16 protein-coding genes are annotated in these 18232 nt (G+C 68.1%); 4 read left to right on the plus strand and 12 right to left on the minus strand.

Features of this window, described 5'->3' with window-relative positions:
- Positions 1–8 precede the first annotated feature (8 nt).
- Positions 9–362, minus strand: coding sequence for a cupin domain-containing protein (locus ACAZ03_RS03925; RefSeq protein WP_373356061.1), 354 nt, complete (start codon positions 360–362; stop codon positions 9–11).
- Positions 363–570: 208 nt separating this feature from the next.
- Positions 571–1332, minus strand: a complete 762-nt coding sequence (locus ACAZ03_RS03930; RefSeq protein WP_373356062.1) for a MauE/DoxX family redox-associated membrane protein — start codon at positions 1330–1332, stop codon at positions 571–573.
- A gap of 101 nt (positions 1333–1433) precedes the next feature.
- Here ACAZ03_RS03930 and ACAZ03_RS03935 point away from each other — a divergent pair, with 101 nt between their 5' ends.
- The gene (locus ACAZ03_RS03935; RefSeq protein ID WP_373356064.1) at positions 1434–2093 is read left to right on the plus strand and encodes an SDR family NAD(P)-dependent oxidoreductase; all 660 of its coding nucleotides are present in this window, start codon (positions 1434–1436) and stop codon (positions 2091–2093) included.
- A gap of 66 nt (positions 2094–2159) precedes the next feature.
- On the opposite strand, the gene ACAZ03_RS03940 is transcribed toward ACAZ03_RS03935, so the two are convergent.
- Together ACAZ03_RS03940 and ACAZ03_RS03945 are read right to left on the minus strand one after the other, a co-directional pair.
- Positions 2160–4031, minus strand: coding sequence for a glucose/sorbosone family PQQ-dependent dehydrogenase (locus tag ACAZ03_RS03940; RefSeq protein WP_373356065.1), 1872 nt, complete (start codon positions 4029–4031; stop codon positions 2160–2162).
- A gap of 305 nt (positions 4032–4336) precedes the next feature.
- Positions 4337–5830 carry an MORN repeat-containing protein gene (locus ACAZ03_RS03945; RefSeq protein WP_373356066.1) on the minus strand — a complete coding sequence of 498 codons (1494 nt, stop codon included), beginning with the start codon at positions 5828–5830 and terminating at the stop codon, positions 4337–4339.
- A 156-nt stretch (positions 5831–5986) separates the two neighbouring features.
- On the opposite strand from ACAZ03_RS03945, the gene ACAZ03_RS03950 reads away from it, so the two are divergent.
- The 3 genes from ACAZ03_RS03950 (at position 5987) to ACAZ03_RS03960 (ending at position 8802) form a co-directional block, all read left to right on the plus strand.
- Positions 5987–7648: an NAD+ synthase gene (locus ACAZ03_RS03950; RefSeq protein ID WP_373356067.1), complete on the plus strand. Its 1662-nt coding sequence runs from the start codon at positions 5987–5989 to the stop codon at positions 7646–7648.
- Between the two features lie 159 nt (positions 7649–7807).
- Positions 7808–8356: a 2OG-Fe(II) oxygenase gene (locus ACAZ03_RS03955; RefSeq protein ID WP_373356068.1), complete on the plus strand. Its 549-nt coding sequence runs from the start codon at positions 7808–7810 to the stop codon at positions 8354–8356.
- 26 nt (positions 8357–8382) lie between these two features.
- Positions 8383–8802, plus strand: coding sequence for a DUF1801 domain-containing protein (locus ACAZ03_RS03960; protein ID WP_373356069.1), 420 nt, complete (start codon positions 8383–8385; stop codon positions 8800–8802).
- 93 nt (positions 8803–8895) lie between these two features.
- Here ACAZ03_RS03960 and lpdA read toward each other — a convergent pair whose 3' ends face one another.
- From lpdA to ACAZ03_RS04000, 8 genes are all read right to left on the minus strand, one after another.
- Complete coding sequence (gene lpdA / locus ACAZ03_RS03965; RefSeq protein WP_373356070.1) at positions 8896–10281, minus strand: dihydrolipoyl dehydrogenase; 1386 nt, start codon at positions 10279–10281, stop codon at positions 8896–8898.
- A gap of 45 nt (positions 10282–10326) precedes the next feature.
- Positions 10327–10722 (minus strand): MAPEG family protein, encoded by a 396-nt coding sequence (locus ACAZ03_RS03970; RefSeq protein ID WP_373356071.1) that lies wholly within the window; start codon positions 10720–10722, stop codon positions 10327–10329.
- Between the two features lie 87 nt (positions 10723–10809).
- The gene (gene odhB, locus ACAZ03_RS03975) at positions 10810–12042 is read right to left on the minus strand and encodes a 2-oxoglutarate dehydrogenase complex dihydrolipoyllysine-residue succinyltransferase (RefSeq protein WP_373356072.1); all 1233 of its coding nucleotides are present in this window, start codon (positions 12040–12042) and stop codon (positions 10810–10812) included.
- A 4-nt stretch (positions 12043–12046) separates the two neighbouring features.
- Positions 12047–15001: a 2-oxoglutarate dehydrogenase E1 component gene (locus ACAZ03_RS03980; RefSeq protein ID WP_373356073.1), complete on the minus strand. Its 2955-nt coding sequence runs from the start codon at positions 14999–15001 to the stop codon at positions 12047–12049.
- Between the two features lie 49 nt (positions 15002–15050).
- Positions 15051–15668, minus strand: a complete 618-nt coding sequence (locus tag ACAZ03_RS03985; protein ID WP_373356074.1) for a hypothetical protein — start codon at positions 15666–15668, stop codon at positions 15051–15053.
- Between the two features lie 6 nt (positions 15669–15674).
- Entirely contained in the window at positions 15675–16562 is an 888-nt protein-coding gene (sucD, locus tag ACAZ03_RS03990) for a succinate--CoA ligase subunit alpha (RefSeq protein ID WP_373356075.1), read from the minus strand.
- Positions 16563–16598: 36 nt separating this feature from the next.
- Positions 16599–17753 carry a hypothetical protein gene (locus tag ACAZ03_RS03995; protein ID WP_373356076.1) on the minus strand — a complete coding sequence of 385 codons (1155 nt, stop codon included), beginning with the start codon at positions 17751–17753 and terminating at the stop codon, positions 16599–16601.
- On the minus strand, positions 17750–18220 hold the full coding sequence (locus ACAZ03_RS04000; RefSeq protein ID WP_373356077.1) for a hypothetical protein: 471 nt from the start codon (positions 18218–18220) through the stop codon (positions 17750–17752). Before ACAZ03_RS04000 ends, ACAZ03_RS03995 begins: the two co-directional genes overlap by 4 nt.
- Between the last annotated feature and the right edge of the window lie 12 nt (positions 18221–18232).

The following is an 18232-nucleotide window of genomic DNA, read 5'->3' on the forward strand; positions in this document are numbered from 1 at the left end:
CCTCCTCCTCAAATCTTCGGTTTCGCGGCGGCGGTCGCCGGATCGCCGGTGTTGGGTTCGCCCTCGGGCTCGATGAGAAGCACCTTCGCTTCCCGCTCGGCCCGGGGCCGGTGCACGACGCCCCTCGGCACGACGACGATCTCGCCGGGCCCGAAGGTCACCGAGGGCGCGCCCTCGTAATCCATGGTGACCTCGCCGTCGAGGACGAGGAAGAAATCATCGGACTCGTCGTGCTTGTGGAAGTCGAAGGCACCTTCGATCTTCACCACCATGATATCGTTGCCATTGTAGCTGGCGACGATATGCGGGTCCCAATGGGACGCCACTTTCGCCAGCTTCTCGGCGAGATTGATCTTCTGCATCTGGGGTCTTCCCTGGTCTTAGCGTGTCCTGGCGCGCGGATACCTCTGAGCGGTCGCGCCGAAAGGCACGCTCAGAGGCAGCTAAGAAGGAGAAGGCCGAGCGCCGGGGACCGCGCGGGATGCGCGGCAGGGGCGGGAATATGGGCCTTCTGTGCCATGGCGCGGATCATAGGAGCGATTCGGTTGAGGGAAAGTCTTTTCTCCGCCCTCAGAGCGCGAGTTTGACGATCCCCCAGAGCCCCATCGCCACCATCGCGAGATTCTCGCTCAGCGAGACGAAGCCGAGCGGCACGGCGGAAGAGCCGCCGACGCAAGCGCATTTCAGCTCCCGCCGGTCGATATAGACGGCCTTGAAGACGCTCAGCGCCCCTATGGTGCCGATGAAGAGCGCCACGGGGATCGACAGCCAGGGCAGGATGCCGCCGAGCATCAGCACGCCGGCCAGCGCCTCGCCATAGGGGTAGATCCGCCCGTAGGGGACCCAGCGGCGGGCGAGGAGGTCGTAGTTGAGGAACATGGTGGAGAAGCTCTCCACATCCTCCAGCTTGCGGATAGCGAGGATGCACATCGAGAGCGCGACGAACCATTCGGCGGTGCGGATGGCGATGGCGGTGCCGAGAAGGCCCCAGGTGAGGGCAAATGCCGCGGCGGCGGCGACGGCGAAGATGGCGATGACGGGCTGGTAGGAGGTCTCGCCCTCCTCCCGCACCTTTTTGCCGAAATGGCGGCGGAGGTCGTCATAGCCGCCGATCCGCTCGCCGCCGATCCAGGTCTGGGGCGAGGTCTCGACGCCGTGCTCCTGCAGGAAGGCGTCCGTCTCCTCGCGGGTGGTGAGGTGATGGTCATCGACCTCGTAGCCCTGCCGCTCCAGCAGATCGACGGATTTGAGGCCGTAGGGACACAGATGATCCGGCATCACCATCCGGTAGATGGTGGCGCGCTTGGCGCTGTCGGTGCTGTCTTTCGGCATGAGACGGCCTCCTTTGCTGGGTCAAGGCAGGCCCGCCGGCGATTGTTCCGGATGAACCGGGGGCGGATGAACCGGGGGCGAGGGCGCGGCGTAGAAGGATCGTGGACCAGGTTCTCATCATCGGCGCCTCCGGCGGCATCGGCAGCGCTCTGGCGGCAGAGGCCGAGGCGCGGGGCGCCGCCGCTCAACGGCTCTCCCGGCAGCAGGACGGGTTCGACATCACCGATCCGGCGAGCGTCGCCGCGCATCTCGGGCGGCTGGAAGGGCCGTTCGAGGCCATCTGGATCGCCACGGGCATCCTCGCGCCGAAGGGCGGCGCGCCGGAGAAGGCGCTGAAGGCACTGGAGCCGGCGGTGATGGCGCAGGTCTTCGCCGTCAATGCCATAGGCCCCGCGCTGGTGATTCATCAGGCCGCCCGGCTGCTGCCCCGGGTCAGGCCGTCGCGCATCGGCGTACTCTCGGCGCGGGTGGGCTCCATCGGCGACAACAGGCTCGGCGGCTGGCATTCCTACCGGGCGAGCAAGGCGGCGCTGAACCAGATCATTCGCGGCGCGGCCATCGAGCTGGGGCGCACGCAACCCCAGGCGGTGCTCGCCGCACTGCACCCCGGGACGGTCGAGACTCCGTTCACCCAAGGCTATCCCCGCGAGAAGCTGGCGCCCGATAAGGCCGCGAAGGCGCTCTGGGGCGTGCTGGAAGGGCTGGCGCCGGGCCAGAGCGGCGGGTTCTTCGACTATGCCGGCAAGCCCGTGCCCTGGTAGGCCCCCGCGCAGCAAAAGGGCGGAGGATTGCTCCCCCGCCCCGCTGTGGCCTGGCTCAACTCGACATTAGCGAGCGGCAGCGACCTCTTCGACGGTCACGATGCCGAACTCGTTGCCGAACGAGTTGCGGATGTAGGTGCCGACCTGAGCGATGCTCTCGTCATCGAGCGTGCTGCCGAAGGGCGGCATGTAGCCGAAGCCATGCACCAGCGTTTCGGCGACGTATTCGGCGCTGGCGAGGTTCTCGTTGCCGGCAAGCTTCACGCCCTCGTCGCCTTCACCTTCCACGCCGTGGCAGCTCACGCAGTTGATGCCGTACTTGGCTTCACCGATGCGCACCATCTCGGCGATGGAGGCGTCGGTCACCTCGGCGGTCTCCGTGCCCTCGTCCATCGGCGCGGCGGAGGCTTCGTCTTCGAACTCCTCCTCGCCGGCTGCCTCGTCAGGGGCGGTGTCGTCGGTCTCGACGCCCGCATCTTCGCCGGAGGTCACCGGCATGCCGGTGTCGTCACCGCCATAGGTGAACATCAGGATCGCGCCGGGGTTCAGCATGACATCGCTCGTCAGGCTGTCGCCGTAGAGCGCGGCGGCCGAGCCGAAGGCGTCGGTCGCGATGAAGACGGTGCGGTTGTCCGGCCCGATCAGCACGTCGCGGTAGCGGTTCTGCGTGTTGAACCACGCGGTCGGCAGACCGTCGGCTTCCATGCCGTCTTCGCTCAGCGGCTGCACGTAGAGCGTGCCGTGCTTCAGCGTCGGCAGCAGCACCGAATTGTCCCACTCCGCGATGCCGTCTTCACCGGCGTCGTAATAGAGGATCGACGACGGCGCGATGGTCGGGTTGCAGATGTAGCCGCACTGCTCGCCGAAGGGGAAATCGTCGCCCACGGTGAAGTACGTCGCCAGCGGCGGCACCATCTCGGGCTCGAACTCGGCCTCGGGGTAGGTCGGCACTTCCGGCGGGAACTCGCTCGACCGGGCCGTGCCTTCCGGAGCGGCGCTCCAGTTGCCGTAGAGGTAGCCGCTGTCATCAATGTAGCCCGCGACATTCGGCCAGCCGTAGTTGCCGCCGGCCTGGATGATGTTGAGCTCGTCATCGGTGCTCGGGCCATGCTCGGCTTCGTAGAGCACGCCGTCGTTGCCGAAGGCGAGGCCCTGCGGGTTCCGGTGGCCGTAGCTGTAGATGTGGCTCTGCACGCCATCGATCGTCGGGTTGTCCTCGGGGATGTCACCCTCGGGCGTCATCCGCAGGATCTTGCCGGAATAGCTGACCCAGTCTTCGCTCGCGACCTCATCGGCCGTCGGCAGCTGCTGGGCGCGGTTGGGGCGCTGGTAATTGCGGCCGAAGTTCGCGCCCTGCTCACCGATGGAATAATAGATCATGCCATCGGGGCCATAGACGACGCGGCCGGCATTGTGGTCGTTCCAGGCCGGCAGGCCCGTGATCAGCGGCATCGGATCGACGAGCTGCTGGACCTCTTCATCCCAGGTGTAGCGGACGATCTGGGCGGAGGGGTCGGCCTCTTCCTCGGTGCCGTTGTTCACGGTGTAGCCGATATAGACGTAATCGTTGCCCGTGCCCTGCATGAGCTCGGGGTGCAGCGCCAGGCCAAGCAGGCCCTCGTGCTGGGCGCCGGTATAGACGTCATCCAGCGTCAGAAGGGTCTGCTGCTCGCCCGAGACGGGATCGACGCGCGTGACTTCGCCGGAGGTGCGCTCGGTCAGCCAGATCATGTCGTCCGGGGCCCATTGCATGGCCCAGGGGTTGCTGAGCTCCGTGGTCAGCACGCGGGACGAGAACAGGTCGTTCTGCCCGGTCTCGATCTCGACGGGGGTTTCCTGGGCGACGGCCGGCGCGGAGGTGACGGCCAGGCCGAGGGCGAGGGTGCTGCCGGTGGCGAGGGCCACGGCGCGCGAGGTTTGGCGAATGAATGCGGTCATATGGAGAATATAGCTCCCTGTGTGTTCTTGAGGCGGCAAAGCCCGGCTTCGCCGTCTGGATGAGTCATGTGGCGGGTTTTCCGGCGCGTGCCGCCCGTTTGGGGCGTTGACGCGCAAGAGAACCCGGCCGCGCCCAGCCGTTCGGTCTGGGGCGTCAGTGAGATCAACAGGTCTGGGGAGGGATGGTTCCGAAAAAGATAGGAGCTGCCGGGGGTTACGCAGCGGCATCGCTGCGGTGGTTCGGTGCGGCTGGCAGCGGGCAGGGCAGGGCGGAGCGGCGCCAGGCAGCGCCGCCCGCAAATCCCCTATTCGGCCGGCGCTTCCGCCTCGCCCGGCGCCTCGGCAGCGCCTTCGTCCGGCGTCTCGATGGCCCCCGGCTCCTCGGCCGGCGCGCCGCCCTCGAGGGCGCCGTCTTCCAGCGCGCCGTCCTGCCATTCGCCGGTCGCGACTTCGCCGCTGGCGTAGCGCATCGTGCCCTCGCCCTGCCGCCGGCCGCCCTCGAAATGGCCCTCGTAGACATCGCCGTTGGCGTAGGTGGCGACGCCCTCGCCGGAGATCTCGCCATTCTCCCAGCCACCCACATAGGTGAATCCGTCGGGCATCGTGATCGTCCCCTGGCCATGGCGCTGGCCGGCGAGGAACTCGCCTTCGTAGACCGTTCCGTCCGCGTAGGTGGCGGTGCCCGTCCCCTCGCGCTGGCCGGCGACCCAGCCGCCGGTATAGGTATAGCCGTCGGGATAGGTCATCGTGCCCTGGCCCTCGTTGCGGCCGCCGACGAAGCTGCCCTCGTAGACCAGCCCGTTCGCATAGGTGGCCACGCCCTCGCCCTCGATCACCCCATTGACCCAGCCGCCCTCGTAGGTCGAGCCGTCGGCATAGGTGATCTTGCCCTGGCCGTTCGCCAGATCGGCGGAGAACTCGCCGGCATAGACCGATCCGTCGGGATAGGTGACCTCGCCGATCCCCTCGATCTGCCCGGCCTCCCAGGCGCCCACGTATTTGTAGCCGTCCTGCCCGGTGAAGGTGCCCTGCCCGTGGCGGCGATCCTCGTGGAAGCCGCCCTCGTAGACATCGCCGTTGGCATAGGTGACCTTGCCTGTCCCCTCCCGCCGGCCGGCGACGAGCGTGCCCTCGTAGACATCGCCGTTCGGCTGGGTGAGCGTGCCCTCGCCCTCCATCTGACCGTCGACCCACTCGCCCGTATAGGTCAGTCCGTCCGGCATGGTCAGCGTGCCCTGGCCGTTCCGCTCGCCGTTGACGAGCGCGCCCTCGTAGACCGATCCGTCTGCGAAGGTGATCGTGCCCGTGCCTTCCTTGACGCCGTTCACCCAGGCGCCGGAATATTCATAGCCCGAGGGCGTCGTCATCGTGCCCTGGCCATGGTGCATGGCGTTGCGGAAGTCGCCCTCGTAGCGGACGCCGTTGGCATAGGTCGCGACGCCCTGACCGGTGATCTTGCCGTCTTCCCACTCGCCCTCGTAGGTGCCGCCATCGGCGAAGGTGATATGGCCGACGCCCTCCGGCTTGCCGGCGGCGAACTGGCCCTCGTAGACCGACCCGTTCGGATAGGTGGCGGTGCCTTGCCCCCGGATCTCGCCCTCGAACCACTCGCCGGAATACTCATAGCCGTTCGGCAGGCGGTAGGTGCCCTGACCGTGCTGGCGGCCGTTGAGGAACTGGCCCTCGTAGACGCCCCCGTCCTCGTATTGCTTGGTGGTGACCGACTGGGCCGCGGCCGGGCCGCCAAGGCCGGACAGAACGGGCCCCGCCAGAATCAGACCCGCCGCGATGAGACGCATGCCCCGGCGCCCTTTGCTCATCTGCCCCACTCCCTGGCTTTGCTCGCGCCGGCCAGCCTAGCGGCCGGGACCCTTGCTGACAACTCTCGCCCCCGGCTGCTTTTCCTCCGCTCACGCGCCGTTTATGGGGTTGGAGACCTGAATGAGGAGCCGATGATGGCCGACCGCTTTCGCCTGACCCTCGCGCAATGGAACCCGGTGATGGGCGACATCGCCGGCAATGCCGCGAAGGCGCGGGAGGCCTGGGAGGCCGGGCGCGCCGCCGGGTCGGACTTCGTGGTGCTGCCCGAGATGTTCCTCTCCGGCTACCAGCCGCAGGATCTGGTGATGAAGCCCGCCTTCACCCATGCCGCCATGGCGGCGGTGGAGGCGCTGGCGAAAGACTGCGCCGACGGGCCGATGCTCGGCATCGGCGCGCCCTTCCTCGACGAGAAGGGCCTTCTCTTCAATTCCTACGCCGTCCTCAAGCACGGCCGCATCCATGCCCGGCGGCTGAAGACAGAGCTGCCGAATTACAACGTCTTCGATGAAAAGCGCGTCTTCGCGCCCGGGCCGCTCTCGGGGCCGTTCGACGCCGGGCCGCTCCGCATCGGCATCCCGATCTGCGAGGATTCGTGGTTCCCCGACGTGGCCGAGGCCATGGCGGAGAGCGGCGCCGACCTCCTCGTCGTGCCAAACGGCTCGCCCTACAGGCGGGGCAAGTTCCATGTGCGGATGCACCACATGGTCGCTCGCGTGGTCGAGACCGGCCTGCCGCTCGTCTATCTGAACCAGGTCGCCGGGCAGGACGATCAGGTGTTCGACGGCGGCTCCTTCGTCCTCAACCGCAAGGGCGCTTTGGCGGTGCAATGGCCGGTCTTCGACGAGAAGCTGGATCATGTGGATTTCGCGCCCGGGCCGGACGGCTGGGCCGCGGTGGAGGGCGAGAAGGCCACGCATCCCGGCGATCTCGAGCAGGATTACCGGGCGATGGTGCTCTCCGTCGGCGATTACATGCGCAAATGCGGGTTCAAGGCAGCGCTTCTCGGCCTTTCCGGCGGGGTGGATTCGGCTTTGACGGCGGCGGTGGCGGCGGATGCGCTCGGCCCCGAGAACCTCCGCGCCGTGATGCTGCCCTCGGAATACACCTCCGAGCATTCGCTGGAAGATGCCAAGCTGGCGGCCGAGCGCCTTGGCTGCCGCTACGATTTCGTGCCCATCGGCCCGGGGCGGCAGGCGATCACCGAGACGCTGGCGCCGCTCTTCGAGGGGCTGGCTCCGGACGTCACGGAAGAGAACATCCAGTCCCGCCTCCGCGGGCTGCTCCTCATGGCGCTTTCCAACAAGTTCGGCGAGATGCTGCTGACGACGGGCAACAAGAGCGAGCTCGCCGTCGGCTATGCGACGATCTACGGCGACATGAACGGCGGCTACAATCCGCTCAAGGATGTCTACAAGACCCGCGTCTTCGAGCTCTGCCGCTGGCGGAACGCCAATCACCGGAGCTGGATGAAGGGGCCGGAGGGCGAGGTCATCCCGGCGCGGATCATCGACAAGCCGCCCTCGGCCGAACTCCGCGCCGATCAGAAGGACAGCGACTCGCTGCCGCCCTACGAGGTGCTCGACGGCATCCTCGACCTGCTGGTCGACCACGAAGCCTCCCTCGCCGATTGCGTCGAGGCCGGGTTCGACCGGGAGGTGGTCAAGCGGATCGAGCACCTCCTTTACATCAGCGAATACAAGCGCTTCCAGTCGGCGCCGGGCACACGGCTCACCAACCGCGCCTTCTGGCTCGACCGCCGCTACCCCATCGTGAACCGCTGGCGCGACGGCAGCTAGGGGCAGGGCACGGGCCGCGCCGGGCGTAGGGCGGGCTTCAGCCCGCCACCCCCCCGCCACCCCCCGCCCCCCGAAAACGACGCCCTCCACGTCGCCCGCGGCGCAGCCCCGCCCCTCCGCCGGCCCTATGAGCGCGCATCCCGCCAGGAGCGCGCCCCCATGATCGTCGTCCATTCCATCCCCGAGGCCTTCTCGCCGGCCGAGTGCGAGCGCCTCGCTCTCCTCGCCGCCGGCGCCCCCGCCAGCGCCGCCCGGCTCGTCGGCGAGCGCGCCAGCGCGATCCGCCGCGCCGAGCTGATCTGGACGGACGAGCAGGAGGGCGCCGGCTGGGTCCTCGACCGGCTCATCGACCTTGCGGCGCAGGCGAACAGGTCTGTCTTCGGCTTCGACCTCAGCGATTTCTCCGAAAGCCCGCAGATCGCCCGCTACCGCGCCGAGGCGGAGGGGCATTTCGACTGGCACAGCGACATCGGCTCCGGCCGCCTCGCGATGCGCCGCAAGCTGACGCTCGTCGTCCAGCTCTCCGAGCCGGAGGCCTACGAGGGCGGCGCGCTCGAGATCATGCCCTCGGGCCATGTCGTCACCGCGCCCCGCGCGCGGGGGACGGCGACGCTCTTCCCCTCCTACCTCCTCCACCGGGTGACGCCGGTCACCGAAGGCGAACGGCTGTCGCTGACGGTCTGGGCGCACGGTCCGGCCTTCCGCTAGGGCAGAACCCGCGCTAGGCTCGGGCCATGGCCCAGCAGACAACCCTCTCGGCGGAGGTCGCCGCCTTTCTCGCTGCCGTCGAGCCGGCCGGCCGGCGCGCCGATGCCGAGGCGCTGGCGGCGCTCTTTGCCGAGGTCACCGGCTGGGCGCCGAAGCTCTGGGGCTCGATCGTCGGCTACGGGTCCTACCACTACCGCTATGAGAGCGGCCGGGAGGGCGACAGCCTCGCCACCGGCTTCGCGCCGCGCAAGGCCAACCTGGTGCTCTACATCATGCCCGGCTATCAGGAATACGGGCCGCTGCTCGACCGGCTCGGCAAGCACAAGATCGGCAAGTCCTGCCTCTATCTCGGCGCGCTCGCGAGCGTCGATACCGAGGTTCTGAAAGTGATCATCCGCGCCGGCCTCGATGACCTCGCCAAGCGCTACCCCGTCACCCCCTCCTGATCCGCCCTTCATCTGGCCGAAAATACCTCGGAGGTGTGGAGGCAGAGCCTCCACCCGGCCCGGCACGGGCCGGCCCCCCCCAAAGCCAGAGCGTCAGGCGTGGATCGCGCCGTCCCCGCAGGCCAGCGCCGCCTCGCGCACCGCCTCCGAGAAGGTCGGGTGGGCGTGGCAGGTCCGCGCCACGTCTTCCGCCGCCGCGCCGAATTCCATCGCCACGCAGATCTCGTGGATCAGGTCGCCGGCGCCCGGGCCGATCAGGTGGCAGCCGAGGATCCGGTCCGTCTCCTTGTCGGCGAGGAGCTTCACGAAGCCCTCGGCGGCGAAGACCGCCTTGGCCCGCGCATTGCCCATGAAGGGGAACTTGCCGACCTTGTAGGCGCGGCCCTCCTCCTTCAGCTGCTCCTCGGTCTTGCCGACGGAGGCGACCTCGGGATGCGTGTAGATCACGCCCGGGATCACGTCGTAATTCACATGGCCCGCTTGGCCGGCGAGTCGCTCGGCAATGGCCATGCCCTCGTCCTCGGCCTTGTGGGCCAGCATCGGCCCCTCGCGGACATCGCCGATGGCGTAGATCCCCTCCACCGAGGTCTTGTAATGCGCATCCGTGGCGATCTGGCCGCGCTTGGTGAGCTCGACGCCCAAGCCATCGAGCCCCAGCCCCTCGTAGAAGGGCCGCCGGCCGGTCGCCAGCAGCACGACATCGGCCTCCAGGCTCTCTTCGCTCTCGTCCTTGCGGTTCTGGAAGGTGAGCGTCACGCCGCCCTTGCCCTTCTCGGCCTTCTGCACCGCGGCGCCGAGCTTGAAGGTCAGCCCCTGCTTGGTCAGCAGCTTCTGGAAGTTGCGGGCGACCTCGGCATCGAGGCCGGGGGTGATGTGGTCGAGATATTCGACGACCGTCACCTCGGAGCCGAGCCGCGCATAGACCGAGCCGAGCTCCAGCCCGATCACGCCCGCGCCGATGACGGCGAGGCGCTTCGGCACCTCCTTGAGCTCCAGCGCGCCGGTGGAGGTGACGATCACCTCCTCGTCGACCTCGACGCCCTTGAGGGGCGCCGGCTCGGAGCCGGAGGCGATGACGATGTGCTTCGCCTCGTGCACCTCGTCGCCCACCTTGACCTTGCCGGCCTCGGGGATCGTCGCCCAGCCCTTCAGCCAGTCGATCTTGTTCTTCTTGAAGAGGAATTCCACGCCGCCGGTGTTCTGGCCGATGGTCTTGTCCTTGTAGGCGAGCATCTTCGGCCAGTCGAAGGTCGTCTCGCCCTCGAGCCCCATCTCGCCGAAATTGTGCTTGGTCTCGTGCAGCATGTGGCTGGCATGGAGGAGCGCCTTCGACGGGATGCAGCCGACGTTCAGGCAGGTGCCGCCCAGCGTCTCGCGGCCCTCGACCACAGCGGTCTTGAGGCCGAGCTGCGCGCAGCGGATGGCCGAGACGTAGCCGCCGGGGCCGGCCCCGATGATGATGACGTCATAGGCGGACATGGGACTTCCTCCGTAAAACAGAAACGATATGCATCGCGGGCCCGCTCAGAGCAGCGCCAGGACAATGAGGCCGAGCGTCGCGACAAGGCCTATGGCCCAGACGACGCTCCGCCAGGGGTTGAGATCGAGCGCGTAGATGGGGATGTAGGCCGCCCGGGCGGCCAGGAACACCCAGCCGAGGATCGCGGTCAGCCCCATCGCGGAATCGGACAGCACCACCAGCACCACCGCCGCCGTGAAGAGCGCCAGCGCCTGATAGCTGTTCGTCAGCGCCCGGTTGATGCGGTTGGTCAGGGGCGAGGGGCGCAGCCCCGCGGCATCGTCCCGGCTGCCGGTCGCGGCCCTGCGGCCGACATCGCGCCAGCCGACCCAGACGAGCAGAAGCCAGTTGGCCACGACGATCAGGCAGGCAAGGCCGAGGTTGAAAAGATCGGCGGTCATCGCGCGGCCCCGCCGCAGGCCGGACCGGCCCGCCCCGGAAGGGGCAGGGCGGGGCCGGCGGGAAGGGCGCGCGCGAGGGTCACCGGATCACAGGTCCATCAGCAGGCGGCGCGGGTCTTCCAGCGCCTCCTTGACGCGCACGAGGAAGGTCACGGCGCCCTTGCCGTCGACGATGCGGTGATCGTAGCTCAGCGCCAGATACATCATCGGCCGGGCGACGATCTGCCCGTTCACCACCATCGGCCGCTCCTGGATCTTGTGCATCCCGAGGATGCCCGATTGCGGCGGGTTGAGGATGGGGGAGGACATCAGCGAGCCGTAGACGCCGCCGTTCGAGATGGTGAACGAGCCGCCCTGCATCTGCGCCATCGACAGCTTGCCGTCGCGCGCCTTGGTGCCGAGCTCGGCGATCTCCTTCTCGATCTCGGCGAAGCTCTTCTGGTCGGCATCGCGCACCACCGGCACGACGAGGCCGGAGGGCGTGCCGACGGCGACGCCCATGTGCACGTAGTTCTTGTAGACGACGTCGGTGCCGTCGATCTCGGCATTGACGTCGGGCACTTCCTTCAGCGCATGGCAGCAGGCCTTCACGAAGAAGGACATGAAGCCGAGCTTCACGCCGTGCTTCTTGAGGAAGAGGTCTTTGTATTCGTTGCGGATATCCATGACCGCGCCCATGTCGACCTCGTTGTAGGTCGTCAGCATGGCAGCGGCGTTCTGCGCCTCCTTGAGCCGGCGGGCGATGGTCTGCCGCAGGCGCGTCATCTTCACCCGCTCCTCGCGGGAGGCGTCATCGGCCGAGACGGGGGCGCGGGGCGCGGATTTGGCGGCCGGCGCGTCCTTGGGTTCGGAGAGCGCCTTCAGCACGTCCTCCTTCATGATCCGCCCGTCCTTGCCGGTGCCGGAGACCTCGTCCTTCGACAGGCCCTTCTCCTCCATCAGCTTCTTGGCGGAGGGGGCGTCCTCGACATCCTTGCCCGTCGCCGTCTCGGGCTCACTCTCTTGCTCGGGGGCCGGCTTGTCCTCTTTCGGGGCTTCGGCCTTCTCTTCCTTCGGGGCGTCGCCGCCCTTGGCGGGGGCATCGCCCTCGGCGATCTTGGCGAGGAGCGCGTCGACGCCGACCGTCTCGCCCTCGCCCGCCACGATCTCTTCCAGCGTGCCGGCGGCGGGGGAGGGGACCTCCACCGTCACCTTGTCGGTTTCCAGCTCGCACAGCATCTCGTCGGCCGCGACGGTATCGCCGGCCTTCTTGAACCAGGTGGCGACGGTGGCTTCGGTGACGCTTTCGCCCAGGGTAGGGACGCGGACTTCGGTGCTCATGATCTTATCCTTCCAGACCCAGCGCGTCGTTCACGAGCGCCTGTTGTTGTGCCTTGTGCTGCGAGGCGAGGCCGGTCGCCGGCGAGGCGGCGGCGGCGCGGCCGACATAGCGGGGCCGCCCGTGCTTGGCGCCGATGCGGCTCAGCACCCATTCGATGTTCGGCTCGATGAAGCTCCAGGGGCCCTGGTTCTTGGGCTCTTCCTGGCACCAGATCATCTCGGCCCCCTTGAAGCGCTCGAGCTCCTTCACCGCCGACTGGGCGGGGAAGGGATAGAACTGCTCGAAGCGCATCAGGTAGACGTCGTCGAGCCCGGCCTCGTCGCGCGCGGCGAGGAGGTCGTAATAGACCTTGCCGGAGCACATGACGACGCGGCGGATCTTGTCGTCGGCCTTCAGCTCCATGTCCGAATGGCCCTTCTCCGCATCGTCCCATAGGACGCGGTGGAAGGAAGAGCCGGTGATGAAATCCTCGGTATCAGAGATCGCCATCTTGTGGCGGAGGAGCGACTTCGGCGTCATCAGGATCAGCGGCTTGCGGAACGTCCGGTGAAGTTGGCGCCGCAGGATGTGGAAGTAGTTCGCCGGGGTCGTGCAGTTCGCCACGATCCAGTTGTCACCGCCGCACATGGTGAGGAAGCGCTCCAGCCGGGCCGAGCTGTGCTCCGGCCCTTGGCCTTCGTAGCCGTGGGGCAGAAGGCAGACGAGCCCCGACATGCGCAGCCATTTCGCCTCGCCGGAGGAGATGAACTGGTCGAACATGATCTGCGCGCCGTTGGCGAAATCGCCGAACTGCGCCTCCCAGAGCGTCAGGGCGTTCGGCTCGGCCAGCGAGAAGCCGTATTCGAAGCCGAGCACGGCATATTCCGACAGCATCGAGTCGATGGCCTCGTAGCGGGCCTGGCCCTCGCGGATGTCGTTGAGCGGGTAGAAGCGCTCCTCCGTCTTCTGGTCGATGAAGGCGGAGTGGCGCTGGCTGAACGTGCCGCGGGTCGAATCCTGGCCGGAGAGGCGCACGGGATAGCCCTCGAGCAGCAGCGAACCGAAGGCCAGCGACTCGGCGGTGGCCCAGTCGAAGCCCTTGCCGGTCTCGAACATCTCGCTCTTGGCCTCGAGAAGGCGCGTCACCGTCCGGTGCATGTTCCAGCCCTCGGGCGCCCGGGTCAGGGCGCGGCCGAGGTCGGCCATCGTCTCTTCGGCGATGGCGGTGGTGCCGCGCTGGTATTGCTCCTCGTTCTCGCGATCGAGGTGAGACCAGCGCCCGTCCAGCCAGTCGGCCTTGTTGGGCTTGTAGGTCTTGCCGGCCTCGAACTCGTCGGAGAGCTTCGACTGGAAGGACGCCTTCATGTCCTCGATCTCGCCCTCGGGGATCAGCCCGTCCTTGACCAGCCGGTCGGTGTAGAGCGTCAGCGTCGTCTTGTGGGTCTTGATCCGCTGATACATCACCGGGTTGGTGAACATCGGCTCGTCGCCCTCGTTATGGCCGAATCGCCGGTAGCAGAAGATGTCGATCACGACATCCTTGTGGAACTTCTGGCGGAACTCGGTGGCGACCTTGGCGGCATGGACGACCGCTTCCGGGTCATCGCCGTTGACGTGGAAGATCGGCGCCTCGACCATCAGCGCGATATCGGTCGGATAGGGGCTCGAGCGGCTGAAATGCGGCGCCGTGGTGAAGCCGATCTGGTTGTTGACGACGATATGGATCGTGCCGCCCGTGCGGTGGCCCTTGAGGCCGGAGAGGCCGAAGCATTCCGCCACCACGCCCTGGCCGGCGAAGGCCGCGTCGCCGTGGAGGAGGATCGACAGCACCTGCGTGCGGTCGGGGTCCTTCAGCTGGTCCTGCTTGGCGCGGACCTTGCCGAGCACGACGGGGTTCACCGCCTCGAGGTGGGAGGGGTTCGCCGTCAGCGAAAGGTGCACCTTGTTGCCGTCGAACTCCCGGTCGGACGAGGCGCCGAGGTGGTATTTCACGTCGCCGGAGCCGTCGACATCCTCGGGCTTGAAGCTGCCGCCCTGGAATTCGTTGAAGATCGCCCGGTAGGGCTTCTGCATGACGTTGGCGAGCACCGAGAGGCGCCCGCGGTGCGGCATGCCGATGACGATCTCCTTCACGCCGAGATTGCCGCCGCGCTTGATGATCTGCTCCATCGCCGGGATCAGGCTCTCGCCGCCGTCGAGGCCGAAGCGCTTGGTGCCGGTGTATTTCACATGGAGGAACTTCTCGAATCCCTCGGCCTCCACCAGCTTGTTGAGGATCGCCTTGCGGCCTTCCGTGGTGAAGGCGATCTCCTTGCCGAGGCCCTCGATCCGCTCCTTGAGCCAGCCGGCTTCCTCGGGGTTGGAGATATGCATGTATTGCAGCGCGAAGGTGCCGCAGTAGGTCCGCCGGACGAGCGCGATGATCTCGTTCATCGTGGCGACCTCGAGTCCGAGGACGTTGTCGATGAAGATCGGCCGGTCCATGTCGGCCTCGGTGAAGCCGTAGTTCTTGGGGTCGAGCTCGTGATGCGTGGTGTCGGCGCGCATCCCCAGGGGGTCGAGATCGGCGACCAGATGGCCGCGGATCCGGTAGGCGCGGATGATCATCAGCGCCCGGAGGCTGTCGAGCACGGCGGAGCGCACCTGCGCCTCGTCGAGGGTGACGCCCTTCTCGGCGGCCTTGTCCTTGATCTTCTTCGCCGCCGCCTCCGGCTCGGCCGGCCACTGGCCGTCGAGCGCGGCCGTCAGCTCGCCGCCCGGCACCGGCGGCCAGTCGGCGCGGCCCCAGGAGGGGCCGGCGGCGGCGGCGCGCGCCTCGGGGCCGGTGTCGCCGAGCGATTTGAAGAAGGCCCGCCAGCTCTCGTCCACCGCATTCGGATTTTCCGCGTAGCGGGCGTGGAGCTGCTCCACGTAATCGGCATTGGCCCCGTCAAGGAAGGACGAGGCATGGAAGACGTCGTTCGGGCTCTGGTCGGTCATCACTCTGGCTCCGTGTCGGAGAACATGGCGGGATGCCCCCGCCGGGGGGTCATTCGGCTGGTTGCTGCACCCGCTCCAGCCGGTAGGCGTCGGTCAGCTCGGTGCGGGGCGGGTCGGAGGTGAGCCGCGTCCAGGTGGAGATCATCTGGTAGACGCGGTCGGGGTTGAAGGCCAAGGCGGTCTCGTCGAAGCGCAGGGCGCGCAGCTCGAGATCCGGCAGCTCCTCCGGCGCGCCGTAGGCGGCGGAGAGGGCGAAGAGCTCGTCATCAGGCGGGGCGGCATAGTAGCACGAGACATGCTCCAGCCCCTCGGGCGTCTCGGCGACTGCGAAGGCGAGGACGGCCTCGCCCTGGGTCCAGAGCGTGATCGTGCCGCCCGCCATGACACTGGCGAAATTGCCGGCAAGCTCGCTCGCGAGGGCGAAGCGCGCCTCGAGGTCGTCCATGCCTTGCGTGAAGCCCATGACATGCGCGGTCGCGAGGTCGAGCAGCTTGTCGCCGTCGGGCTCGGCCAGTTGCTGCCAGCCGATCGCCGGCAGCCGCTCCAGCTTCTGCGGCCCCGTGGTCATGGGATCGCTGCAGAGCGTCATGACCGGCTCCAGACCGGCCGCGGCGGCGGGGCCGGCGGCGGCGAGCATCAGGGCGGCAAGGGTCGCGTTGCGCAGCATGTCAGATCACCCGATCTCGATGGCCTTGAGCACCGCTTCGCCAAGCCCCGCGGGGCTGTCGGCGACGACGATGCCGGCGGATTTCATGGCTTCGATCTTCGATTCCGCATCGCCCTTGCCGCCGGAGACGATGGCGCCCGCGTGGCCCATCCGGCGGCCCGGAGGCGCCGTGCGCCCGGCGATGAAACCGGCGACCGGCTTCCAGCGGCCCTTCTTCTTCTGCTCGATGAGGAACTCGGCGGCCTCCTCCTCGGCGGAGCCGCCGATCTCGCCGATCATGATGATCGACTGCGTCTCGTCATCGTCGAGGAACATGTCGAGCACGTCGATATGCTCGGTGCCCTTGATCGGGTCGCCGCCGATGCCGACGGCCGTCGACTGGCCGAGCCCGCTGTCGGAAGTCTGCTTGACCGCCTCATAGGTGAGCGTGCCGGAGCGCGAGACGACGCCGACGGAGCCGCGCTTGTGGATATGGCCGGGCATGATGCCGATCTTGCAGGCATCGGGCGTGATGACGCCCGGGCAGTTCGGCCCGATGAGCCGCGTCGCGGTGCCTTCGAGCGCGCGTTTGACGGACATCATGTCGAGCACCGGGATGCCTTCGGTGATACAGACCACCAGCGGGATCTTGGCGTCGATGGCCTCGAGGATCGAATCCGCGGCGAAGGGCGGCGGCACGTAGATGACGGAGGCATTGGCGCCGGTCTTGGCCACGGCCTCGTGGACGGAGTTGAACACCGGCAGGTCGAGATGGGTCTGCCCGCCCTTGCCGGGCGTGACGCCGCCGACCATCTTCGTGCCATAGGCGATGGCCTGCTCCGAATGGAACGTGCCCTGGCTGCCGGTGAAGCCCTGGCAGATCACCTTCGTGTTTTCGTCAATCAGTACGGCCATGTGCCTCGTCCTTTCGGGGAAGGTCTGCTTGCTGTCTCAGGGCGCCAGCGTGGTCGCGCCCGGTCTGCGTCGAAGGAGCCTTGCGGCCCAACCGCGGGTTGCTGTCTTCAATTGTCTCGCCGGCGCGGCACCGGCCTGGGTGCCGGCAGCCCCGGCGATCTCGCCGAGCCGGATGGCGCGCACGACGCCGGCGCCGACTTCCGCCAGCTCGGCCGCCGTGGGCGGCGGGGCGGGTGGGGGCGCGGCATTGGCGGGAAAGAGCTCGGCCCGCTCGGGGAACCAGCGGGCGCGGAGCGCCTCGTTGCTCTCGGCATTGGCGTCGCGCACCCGCGCGACATCCTCGGGCGAGAGCGCCAGACGCGGCCGGTCGGCATAGGTCCGCTTCAGGTGGGTCACCAGCGTGCTGGTGAAGCGGTCGCTCCGGTCGCCGCCGAGACCCTCCTCGGCGATGTTGAGCTGGCGGAGGAACTCCGCCGCCGCGGCGCTGAAGCTCTCGTTCATCCGCTCGGGGCGGGTGAAATCGGCGGCGTTGAGCCCCAGGATCGCGGCGAAATCGGCGAGGAGGTCGCCGTCCTTCATTGCGTCCTTCTCGAGGAGCCTGACGATCATCCGATCGCCGGCGCCCGCCGCCTCCCAGTCGCGCACGACCTTGTCATGGTCGTGCACCAGCGCGGCGGGGACAGTCTGCTCGAGCGTCTTCGTCAGGCCGAAGCGCAGGCGCTGCGAATAGCGGCTGACCAGCAGATCCTCCTGCCGGCGGAGGTAGATCACATAGGTGACCTTGCCGAAATGCCGGCGGAACATCCGGTCGGCCGCTGCGCTGAGCTCGGGGCTGACCCGCGCGCCGCCGATATGCTCGCTGGAGAGGACGACCTTCGCCGGCTTCTCCGCCGCGATCCAGCCGTCCAGCGCCGCCTCGAAACGCTTCGCGAAATCCGCCTGGGCGGCGAGGTCGGGCGTGCCGAAGACGCGGCGCGGCATCGGATCGGGCAGGAGCTCGCCCGCCTCGGCGAACTGGCAGAGCGCATATTCGATCTGGCTGTAGCGCACCGGCATGCCGCGCATCGGCACCTGCGCGAAATGCACGCCGGCGCCGGCGAGCGCCGCCTTGTTCTCGCGCAGCCAGGACTGGATCGAGGTGGTGCCGGTCTTCGGCATCCCCACATGGACGATGGCCTCGGGACGGCTCATTGGAAGGCCTCCCCGATGACGAGCGCGCGCAGGTAGCTCCGCCCCAGCGTGTCCTCGTCGATCAGTTCGGCATAGACCTCGCCATCGGCGGCGGCGTGGGAGAGAAGCGACAGCGCGAAGCGGGCGTTCTCCTCCGTGCCCGCCACCAGCGAGCAGCCGGGGCGGCCGCGCACGTCGACGAGCTTCACAGTGAGGTCGAGCGCCTGGTGATACCAGATGCCGTCGGCGGGCTGGTAGGCGAAGGGGCCGTCGGCGAGGAGAACCTCGGCCACGGCGAAATCCGGCTGGGTCTCGACGCAGATCGTCAGGAACATCTGCGCCGTCTCTACGGCCCCCGCCGGCGCCAGGGCCGCCCGCGCATCCTCGCCGGAGGCAAGGGCGGGCGAGGCAAGGGCAAAGAGGGCGCCCGCGAGGGGAGAGATCGCCCCCCGGCGCCCTGTCGTCCGGCCCTGCCTTGCGCGGTTCATGTCTGTCCTCCG

Origin of the sequence: Pseudoroseicyclus sp. CXY001 (assembly GCF_041714655.1) — a bacterium.
Classification (GTDB): domain Bacteria; phylum Pseudomonadota; class Alphaproteobacteria; order Rhodobacterales; family Rhodobacteraceae; genus Pseudoroseicyclus_A.